Source organism: Plectonema cf. radiosum LEGE 06105 (assembly GCF_015207665.1).
In the GTDB taxonomy this organism is placed as follows: Bacteria; Cyanobacteriota; Cyanobacteriia; order Cyanobacteriales; family Nostocaceae; genus Rivularia; species Rivularia radiosa_A.
This window is the reverse complement of sequence record NZ_JADEWL010000079.1, coordinates 21809-31638: the sequence shown is the minus strand read 5'-3', so window position 1 is coordinate 31638 and position 9830 is coordinate 21809. Positions and strand designations below refer to the sequence as shown.

7 protein-coding genes are annotated in these 9830 nt (G+C 35.2%); 1 reads left to right on the top strand and 6 read right to left on the bottom strand.

Features of this window, described 5'->3' with window-relative positions:
* Nucleotides 1-24: 24 nt before the first annotated feature.
* The 3 genes from IQ247_RS20375 to IQ247_RS20365 all read right to left on the bottom strand — a co-directional run bounded on the left by IQ247_RS20375 (nt 25) and on the right by IQ247_RS20365 (nt 2687).
* Nucleotides 25-1170 (bottom strand): NHL repeat-containing protein, encoded by a 1146-nt coding sequence (locus tag IQ247_RS20375; protein ID WP_193922939.1) that lies wholly within the window; start codon nt 1168-1170, stop codon nt 25-27.
* Between the two features lie 291 nt (nt 1171-1461).
* Nucleotides 1462-1728, bottom strand: coding sequence for an asr0689 family protein (locus tag IQ247_RS20370; RefSeq protein WP_193922938.1), 267 nt, complete (start codon nt 1726-1728; stop codon nt 1462-1464).
* The gene (locus tag IQ247_RS20365) at nt 1725-2687 is read right to left on the bottom strand and encodes a hypothetical protein (protein WP_193922937.1); all 963 of its coding nucleotides are present in this window, start codon (nt 2685-2687) and stop codon (nt 1725-1727) included. Before IQ247_RS20365 ends, IQ247_RS20370 begins: the two co-directional genes overlap by 4 nt.
* A 683-nt stretch (nt 2688-3370) precedes the next feature.
* Here IQ247_RS20365 and IQ247_RS20360 point away from each other — a divergent pair.
* Nucleotides 3371-4405 (top strand): NADH-quinone oxidoreductase subunit B family protein, encoded by a 1035-nt coding sequence (locus IQ247_RS20360; RefSeq protein WP_228059903.1) that lies wholly within the window; start codon nt 3371-3373, stop codon nt 4403-4405.
* On the opposite strand, the gene IQ247_RS20355 is transcribed toward IQ247_RS20360, so the two are convergent.
* The 3 genes from IQ247_RS20355 to IQ247_RS20345 all read right to left on the bottom strand — a co-directional run bounded on the left by IQ247_RS20355 (nt 4398) and on the right by IQ247_RS20345 (nt 9711).
* Nucleotides 4398-5804 carry an energy transducer TonB gene (locus tag IQ247_RS20355; RefSeq protein WP_193922936.1) on the bottom strand — a complete coding sequence of 469 codons (1407 nt, stop codon included), beginning with the start codon at nt 5802-5804 and terminating at the stop codon, nt 4398-4400. The genes IQ247_RS20360 and IQ247_RS20355 overlap by 8 nt on opposite strands.
* A gap of 394 nt (nt 5805-6198) precedes the next feature.
* Nucleotides 6199-7899, bottom strand: coding sequence for an ABC transporter ATP-binding protein/permease (locus IQ247_RS20350; protein ID WP_193922935.1), 1701 nt, complete (start codon nt 7897-7899; stop codon nt 6199-6201).
* A 117-nt stretch (nt 7900-8016) separates the two neighbouring features.
* The gene (locus IQ247_RS20345) at nt 8017-9711 is read right to left on the bottom strand and encodes an ABC transporter ATP-binding protein/permease (protein ID WP_193922934.1); all 1695 of its coding nucleotides are present in this window, start codon (nt 9709-9711) and stop codon (nt 8017-8019) included.
* Nucleotides 9712-9830: the final 119 nt, after the last annotated feature.

Below are 9830 nucleotides of genomic sequence, written 5' to 3'. Positions count from 1 at the left end.
CCCCCCTACTCCCTATTCCCTTGATTACAAATTAAGTTTCCATAACAAAACTCTATTATTTCCAGAATCAGCGATAACTGCTGTATTCCCATGTACATTAATGCCATAAGACCAATTTAAACTATTACGAGTTGGTAAACCATAATCGCGATTTTCTCCTTTACTTTGAAAATCATTTTGTCCTATTACCCTTGCAGCATTAATACCTTGTAGCGATAAAATTGATTGCGGTTTTTTCCATGCTAATAATCGAGAATTAGCTGTATCGGTAACTAATAACCAATCTTGAGTAGCAGCCACCCCATAAGGCATACTTAAACTATTAGCTTTAGGAAAATAAACTCCTTGATTCATTTCTACTAAATTAAAACTTTTTTGCCCCAGAACTATTTCACAAGGAGCATTATTTTCTATAGGAATTCCTTGCCAAATCATCACACGATTATTACCTGCATCGGTGACAACTAAATTATTATCCCAAACAGTAATATCGTGACACCAACGCATAGTAGAAGCTGTCGGGCTACCACCACCATTTTCATCGCGAGATTGCATATCTGGTTGTCCTAAAACAACATCCGCAGGTTGTCCATTTTCTTCAGGTAACTGATTCCAAATCAATAAACGACGATTTCCTGTATCAGCAACAAATAGCTTTCCTTGATGATAGAAAACTCCATAACACCAGTTTAAAGTATTTGCCGCAGCAGTCGAATTTCCCCGATTGGGTTGATTGTGATTAAAATCAGCTTGTCCTAATACTAAATCCGCTGGCACATTACTATCTTCTGGTAAATTTTTCCAAATTAAAACACGATGATTCCAAGCATCAGCAACAGCTAATCCTTGTCCACAATTACAAATTCCTGTAGGAACATTTAACGTGTTATTTCCTGGTTTACCTTTCGCATTTTGTCCTTCAAAATTAAAGTTTGGTTGTCCAATTACCCAGTCAGCAGGTTGACTATCTGTAGTTGGTAAATTTCGCCATCCTAATAATCGATGATGTCCTGTATCCGATACCCATAAAGGACCAGTTTCTGATATTAAACAAGCACTACGAGGACCAAACATTTCGATTTTACTTGGTGCCAGAGGTACAGCTAATTCACCTGGTTTTAGAGCTTTTCCTAAAATGATTTCTGCATATTTTGTAAATATTTTTAACATTGATTGAATAGCGAATTTTTCAACTATCAACTGTCAACTATCAACTATCAACTTACCTTCATTTCATTTTCAAATCCTTGAGTAAAAACGGCATAAATATACCTCCAATAAAACTAGATATGACAACTGGTACCCAAAAAGGCATTGTTGTTTGTGCAAGTAGAAATAAGAGTAAGAAAGTTATACTAATGCCAATTGAAGTTTGTTTCACATAATACATATTGTCTCTTATCAGCTTTCCTTTAAAGAATAATTTTGCGGAAAACCAACCTATCTCTAACATAATCTCTCCTAATAATTACTCAATAAATTTAATACTATTAATCCTAAAATTGCACCGGGAATAACACCAGCAGGACCAAATAATCCACCTAAAATAGCCGCAAAGTTATATCCTAATTCTTCCCCTGCTAAAAGCATTCCCCCAATCGCACCACCAATCATTGATACAATTGTTGCGACAATAAACCATATAAAACCTGTCAGCAAATTTAAGTCCCCAGCCATTAAACTCGTTACCATTCCGCTCAAGTCGTAATTCGTTAAAATATCTGTCATTTTTCAATCCCCAATTCTTCTAATACTTGAGATACAGCTTTTGCTTGTTCAATTTGTCCGTACTGAGTAAATATTTTGAAAGCTTGTTGATAGTAATCATGCGCTTTTAAAAGATTTTGCTGATTACCAGCTTCCGGCTGATGCAGTTTATCTGGTAAATTAATTAAAGCGTTGGCTTTGTTAGCAATAGTGTTAGCGTATTCGATTGGTGTATTTTTCGGATTCCTCACTTTTAATGCTTCGTCATAAGCTATTACAGCCCGTGAATTGTTCTCGAAGGGATGAGAAGAAGGTAAATATTGCAGTGCGTTACCTAAGTTATTTTGCAACATTGCATATTCCCTCGGATGCTCAATCAGATTAATTCGCTTCAAGGCTACTTCAAATGACTGTACCGCTAAGCCTTCAAATAAGTATTGTTTTTGGGAACCCCCAGACATTGATAGATACGCGATCGCAATATTGTTATGTAATATTGCATATTCCTGGGGGTGCTTATCCCAGTCAAAAACCTGTAGAGCTTCTTGATAAACTTGAATGCTATCTGTCATCCGTGCCATATTAAATGACCCTAATGATTGTAACACCAAGCCTAAATTCATCTTTGCTTCTGCTGTCTCTTCTGGTGAGGCTAATTCTTTGAGTATCGGTAAGGCTTGTTCATATGCAGTTTTTGCGCTCACAAGCAATTCTACATTTTCTTCCGGAATAGCCTGCAACGCTGCACCTTTACCAACTTTAGCACGAGCTTTATACAGAGGAAAATCCTCATCGCATAATTCTTGTGCTTTGTCATACAGATGAAGTGCATTGTACAAATCTTCAGCAGTTTTAGGCTTTCTGACAAAACCTTGTGCTACCTCAATTAGCATCTCTATTTTTTCTTGTACTGTAGCATTCGTATCAGCAATTGCTTTTATCGCTGCTTTCACACCAGAATCTGTGATGCTATTTTTCATTGCCATCTATATCCTGAAAGAGACTCTGAGAGATACTTATTTTCGACATCGTTTAACCTTTTGCTCCAATAATTTTGCTTGTTCCGCACTTGGTATACTAATTAAATAGTCGTTAAAGAGACAGTAGATCAAAAAGGACAGCATTAGTTAATAATGAAGTTTACAAGATTAAAAATATTTATCTAGCAACTTTTTCAGCGATTTTTGTGCAAAATTTAGCATCCTGTGTAATCAAGACTCATACTTTTTAAGTATAAGTATCTATAAACTCTGACGCTGGACAAACCTTTGTACTCAACTTATTACTTCTAAGGTTGTTGTCTATTGCAGTTAAATTTATGCAAAATTTGTTCAAATTTATATGACTGTATTTATCATATTATATAATATAAGCAAGTAATGCCAACAACAATCATTTTAAACTTTTTCATAAATAACTTTTCCAATATTTATCAAAATACTTGTATATTTTTTACTGTTTATTTTATTTTTACTGTATTGTGAATAGCTGTTTTATCAAAAACTAGAATCACATTTATTAACAATAGAATATAAAAACTTATGTAAACAGCGAACAACTAAATTCACAACTGATTGATATTAAGAAAAGGGAGAGAATAGGTAAAATGTCAAAAGTTAAATTCTTAGTGTTAATTGCTAATTACTTGATTGATAATCGATAAATGGCTAACTTATTATGGTTACAAGGTGGTGCTTGTAGTGGTAACACCATGTCATTTCTAAACGCCGAAGAACCAACAGCGGTTGATTTAGTTACTGACTTTGGTGTTAATATCCTCTGGCATCCTAGTTTAGGATTAGAATTGGGCATAGACTTACAGACAATGCTGTGGGAATGTCTTTTAGGTAAAAAACCCCTCGACATCCTAGTTTTTGAAGGTACTGTAATTCAAGCTCCCAACGGAACCGGAGAATGGAATCGTTTTGCAGAGCGTCCGATGAAAGATTGGTTGAGCGATTTGGCTCACGTTGCTAATTTCGTGGTAGCTGTGGGAGACTGCGCTTGTTGGGGAGGAATTCCCGCCATGGCACCCAATCCCAGCGATTCGACAGGATTACAATTTCTCAGACGACAAGAAGGTGGATTTTTAGGTAAAGACTTCCGAGCAAAATCTGGTTTACCCGTAATCAATATTCCCGGTTGCCCCGCCCACCCAGATTGGATAACTCAAATTTTAGTGGCGATCGCCACTGGTAGAATCGGTGATATTGTCCTTGATGACTTGCATCGTCCGCAAACTTTTTTCAACACATTTACACAGACAGGTTGTACAAGAAATATCCATTTTGCTTACAAAGCATCCACCACAGAATTTGGTCAGCGTAAAGGATGCTTGTTCTATGATATTGGGTGTCGCGGACCCATGACTCATTCTTCCTGCAATCGCATCTTGTGGAATCGCGTCTCATCAAAAACCCGCGCTGGAGTACCTTGTTTAGGCTGCACCGAACCAGAATTTCCTTTCTATGACCTCAAGCCAGGAACTGTATTTAAAACTCATGTTATCTGTATGTTGTGGTACTCAGAGGATAAAAGTCTCCAATGGTTAAAACCGCTACTACAGGCCGCATTCATTGTCCACCTGCGTTTACTAAGCAATTTACAACGCTCCTGCGCGGGTTTGGCTTGTATAGCCGCGACTTTCAGTCACCATGCAAAGTATATAATTTTACTTTTAAAACATAATATCAGTTAGATTCAGGTTGAGGTTCGGGTTCAGGTTTAGGTTCAGGTTTAGGTTCAGGTTTAGGTTCAGGTTTAGGTTCAGGTTTAGGTTCAGGTTTAGGTTCAGGTTTAGGTTCGGGTTTAGGTTCAGGTTCGGGTTCGGGTTTAGGTTCAGGTTTAGGTTCAGGTTTAGGTTCAGGTTTACGAGTTGGTTGAGGTTGGCTTTGTGGATTCTGCTTTTGTTCTTTAGCTTCTTCTTCACGCCGTATTTTTTCTTCAGCTTCTCGACGACGTTGTTGTTCACGTTTACGTTCTTTAGCTTCACGAGCTTTTTCAGAACCGTCTTGAACAATATTTAAGTTGATTGAATAACTTCCAGGTTTTCCATCAGAAGTAGGAGAAAAACGTAATTTATTTGCATCTCTACGTATGGCCCCATCATAACTCGCATTACCAGTTGACGGACTTATTTGTACATTAGTTACTGTACCTTTTTCATTAAAAGTAACAGTAATTCTAACAGTACGTTCTTTACCGTCAAAGTTTCTTTTAATGTATGAATTGGCATTAGATAAACCGCAGTTAGTAATACATTTACCCCCACCACCTTTAGTTGGTTTAGGTGTAGGTTTCCCTGGTGGTGATGTGGGTTTTTCTACAATGGGTTTTCTTGGAGGATTAGAAGCAGAATTTGGAGTATCAGTAGAACCTTTAGGTTGATTATTGTTAACATCACTACCATTAGTCTTAGGGTTATCTACAATAACTCCGGAACCCTCACCACTAATTCCAGAAGCTTCATCAAAAGGTTTTTCTACAGTAGAATTTTCTTTTGTGTTGTCATTAGAACTTGCAACTTCATTATTAGGAGGAATCTCATTAGAATCAGAATTTAATTCTGAAGGAGATTCTCCAGATATTACAGGTGAAGAATCAGTTCTACTATCTGCAATAGTTTCTTTCTGAGTTAAATTTTCTGGTTTTTCCGTTGCTGTCTCTTCTCTATTTTGGCTAGGAACTTCTTTAGGGATTTCTGCTTTAGAAGGCTCGATGTTGGGTTTAGTCACTGGTTCTATAGTCGGTGTTTTTGGTTCAATAACAGGAGACTCTATAGTTGGTTGTATTAACGTGGTTTCGGTATTTTCAACAGGAACTCTATTAATTGGTTCCGATTGCTCCAAAAGAGGAATTTCTTCTGGTTTTATTGACGGTTCTGGTGTCGGTAGTATTTTTTCTTCTGGTTGATCAACAATAAGAATTTCGATAGGTTCATCTGCTTTTAAAATGTTGTTTGCTTTGAAAAAATAGGGTAGAGCAATAATACCTGCTATATGAACTAAAATGGAAACCGCAAAATAGTATATCAGAACTTTTTTGAGTGTTTTTAATTCTTTTTCGTGCTGGTCGATACAAATTTGCGATATGCTCATACTCTACTCCTTAGTTCTATCTCTACAATTACCACAATCCATTTTTAGAGCTATTTAAAACCTATTTATTGATAATCTAAAGAGAGAGTAAATTCAAAACAAAGAAAAAATAATCTCTGATTAATTTTTTTTAAGCCTTATTGCAATATATTTTCAATATATCTTTTATGCAGTGAAGTATCAATAGATATTTTATCCTAGTTATTTTAATCGTTCAGTGTAAAAAAAGGGTAGTGAAATCTAAAGAAGTATTATTAAACTGATCGGAATGCACCCCGAACTCAACAAGAGCCGTTCGGCTCTATATTCTTCCAGGCTTTTCTGATTCCTAGTATCGGTTCCTGGGAACTAGTGTTTGGAGGCTCTGCCTGCGATTATTCTCAAAAGACTAAAATTATGAATAATCACCATATTCCTTTTTTGAGATTAAACGATAACTGCGGTCATTATTAATTCGTAAAACACAATCATGATAGTCTACTAATGTAGAACGATGACCAACGCTGATATAAGTAATATCGCTCTGCTGTAATTGCGCGTAAAGTAATTTTTCATTTTTGATATCTAGGGAACTAGTAGCTTCATCTAAAACAGCATATTGTGGTTGAGCAAGCAGCAAACGAGCAAAAGCAAGACGTTGTTGTTCTCCCATTGAAAGTATTTTATTAAATTCTACTGTTGTATCCAAGCTACTTATTTTATTACCAATTAAAGGTAAGTTAACTTTTTCTAGCATCTGTAATAGTTGTTCGTCGGTAACTTCTTGTTGCTGAGGATATAAAAGTTGTTCGCGTAGAGAACCTAAAATTAAGTAGGGACGTTGGGGTAAAAACAGTATTGTTTCTTGAGGAGGAAGGATAATAGAACCATCTCCTGAATACCACAAACCAGCCATAGCACGCAGCAAAGAACTTTTTCCTACACCGCTAGCACCAACAATTAATAATGATTCACCCCTGTTAACGGTGAGAGATAAATCTTTTACTAAAGTGGTTTTATAGTCTGGAGTATATAAAGTTAAATTACGTGTAGATAAAAAGTTATCTTCTCTATAATCAATAATTGATGCTTCTGGAGGAATTTTATGTGCGGTATATGTAAATTTTGCATAGCTTTCTAAGCGGTTAATTCCTGCTGCGAAGTTACTTAATTCTTCAAACTGCGTCACAATTAAAGTTAAAGCCAGCAAAATACTTCTAAAAGCTGCACCAGCTTTAGCAAATGCTCCTACTTCTAACTCTCCAGATAGAATACGAGGAGCAAGAATAACCGCTGGTAAAAGAAAGGTAATATATTGATAGCTATTTTGAAAAAAATTAAGCCTGAGTTGCCAATTAACTAACCGATTAAAGTTTGTTAAAACTAACCCAAAACCCGACTGTATTTGATTCGATTCGGAATTTTCTCCTTGATAGAAAGCAATAGCTTCTGCATTTTCCCGAACGCGAGTTAGACTATAGCGAAAATCTGCTTGGTATTTAAGTTGCTCGTAATTAATTTGAATCAAAATTCGACCAAATAAAATAGTTGTAATTACCGTTCCAAAAACAGCATAGCCAACTAAAAATAGCGTTAATGGTATTGATGTTACCCATAAAATTCCGACAAAACCAATTAGTTGTAATACTGAATCAAGGAGAATAATTAAAAAGTTGACTGCTTGGAGGGTAAAAGTTTTAATATCTTCAGCTATACGTTGGTCGGGATTGTCTATTTCGGGATTGAAACTAAAGCGATAAAATGTTTGACGGTCAAAATATTTATTGAGAAAGTGATAGGTTAACCAGCGTCGCCAGTAAAGAGAAAGTTTAGCTTGAATGTAGCTTTTTAAAGATAGTAAAAGTACGCCGATTACTATTATCCCAATAAAAATTGATACGGATTGGATAAAAACTTCTTGGTTCTGCTGTGCTAAGGATGTGGTTACTTCTCCTAAGAAAATACTAACTATTAATAGTAATGCCGTGCTAATTATTGATAGGATGATTAATAAGATTAGAAGGGTTATTGCTCCCCATTTTTCGGAAGAGAGCCAGTAAGGTTTTGCAACTTTCCAAAATTGCTGTAGGAGTTTAATGTCGAATTTATTGTTCATGAGTAAGATTATTAAGAAAAAAAACCGCAGAGGCACTGAGGGCGCAGAGGAAAGAATTTAAGAGAGATATATAAAGATTTTTCATTCCTATTTTCTATTCTTTGTTCTTCAAGCCATTTAATAATCATTATTCTTAGATGGATATAAACTCCAGTTTTGCTGATTTTTTATTTCTAGTACTTGTTGATGATATTTTAATAATTGAGGATTATGACCGACGCTAATATAGGCGATTCCTGTTTTTTGCAGTTGTTGATAAAGATGCTCTTCGTTTGTTTCATCTAATGCGCTTGTGGCTTCATCTAAGATTGCATAATTGGGTTTTGTCAGTAGCAAACGAGCAAAAGCTAAACGTTGTTGTTCTCCAATAGAAAGTAATTGCGACCAATCTTCAATAGTATCTAAATCTTGATATTTCATTGCTATTTTTGATAAATTAACTAGTTTTAAAATTTCGATTAGTTCTGGTTCGCTAATTTGTTTATGTAAATAAGGATATAAAAGTTGCTGGCGTAGAGAACCTAAAATCATGTAAGGTTTTTGTGGTAAAAATAATATATTTTCTAGCTTTGGTCTATGAATATTTCCACTACCAAAATTCCATAATCCTGCGATGGTACGCAGTAATGAACTTTTACCAACCCCACTATCACCCCTAATTAATAAAGATTCACCTTTTTTGACACTAACTGATAAATCTTTTACTACAGTTTTATTAGTTTCAGGAATTTGAACGGTAAGATGATTGATTTCTAAATGAGAACTTTCTTTAATGATAATATTAGTATTTACTGACTCCGGTAAAGATTTATTGCTTTGTGCAAACTCAGATAGAACTGACAAGCGATTAACCCCTGCACTCAAAGCGCTCAACTTCTCAAACTGATTTATAATCAAGCCTAGAGCAAAACCAATCCTCTCAAAAGCTGCTTGCGATCGCGTTACTGCTCCAATCTCTAAATCTCCTGTAAAAATTCGCGGTGCGAGAATAATAAAAGGTAAGACAAAGTTAATATATTGATAGCCATTTTGAAATATAGTTAAGCCAAATTGCCAACGAATTAAATTATTAAAATTTTTGAATGCATCAGCAAAGCGCTGTTTCACTCGACTAAATTCTTGATTTTGTCCGCGATAAAAAGCAATTGATTCAGCATTATCTCGTACCCGAATTAAACCAAAACGAAAATCAGCTTCTCGTTTAAGTTGTTTAAAGTTGATAGCGACTAATTTACGTCCAAAAACTAAAGTTGTAACAAGTGTTCCTCCCACAGCATAGAATATTAAAACAAACATTAAAATTGGGGAAGTTGTCCATAACACAGCACTAAACAAAATTAACTGTAAAATTGAATCAGATAAAACAGTTAATAGATATAATGATTGTTGGGTAAAGTTATTAATATCTTCTGCAATACGTTGGTCTGGATTGTCTAAATCTTGAGAAAAATTAAGACGATAAAAATTAAGATTATCAAAATAGCAATGTAAAAAACTATCAGTTAACCACCTACGCCAATGTAGAGTTAGTTTACCTTGAATGTAAGTTTTCCAAGAAATTAATGGAATAGTTACAAGAATAATTCCTAATAATATAATTAATGTTCTCAAAAATCGCTCGGTATCTTTAGCTGCTAAAGATGAAAGTAATTCCGATCGCTGTACGGTTTCTACTACTAAAAAACTACTACTGCTCATTGACAGAAATATTAGAAGTGATAATAAAGCGATCGCACCTGGTTTTTCTTGAGAAAACCAGTAAGGTTTACTCACCCTCCAGAAATTTTCCCATAGCTGACGGTGGTTATTCATAGGTTATGTTATGTGACTCGATTACCTCTTGGGGATTAAGTCTGCTAAAAATCAATTTCTAGAACGGAATCTATGAAAAGAGACTAAATTTACGGCGTTTTTATTAATATACGTACAGT

Bases quoted from the DNA above. Each gene is read 5' to 3' on its own strand.
- IQ247_RS20365 (WP_193922937.1), bottom strand. From the start codon at position 2,687: ATGAAAAATAGCATCACAGATTCTGGTGTGAAAGCAGCGATAAAAGCA.
- IQ247_RS20345 (WP_193922934.1), bottom strand. From the start codon at position 9,711: ATGAATAACCACCGTCAGCTATGGGAAAATTTCTGGAGGGTGAGTAAA.
- IQ247_RS20360 (WP_228059903.1), top strand. From the start codon at position 3,371: ATGGCTAACTTATTATGGTTACAAGGTGGTGCTTGTAGTGGTAACACC.
- IQ247_RS20355 (WP_193922936.1), bottom strand. From the start codon at position 5,804: ATGAGCATATCGCAAATTTGTATCGACCAGCACGAAAAAGAATTAAAA.
- IQ247_RS20370 (WP_193922938.1), bottom strand. From the start codon at position 1,728: ATGACAGATATTTTAACGAATTACGACTTGAGCGGAATGGTAACGAGT.
- IQ247_RS20375 (WP_193922939.1), bottom strand. From the start codon at position 1,170: ATGTTAAAAATATTTACAAAATATGCAGAAATCATTTTAGGAAAAGCT.
- IQ247_RS20350 (WP_193922935.1), bottom strand. From the start codon at position 7,899: ATGAACAATAAATTCGACATTAAACTCCTACAGCAATTTTGGAAAGTT.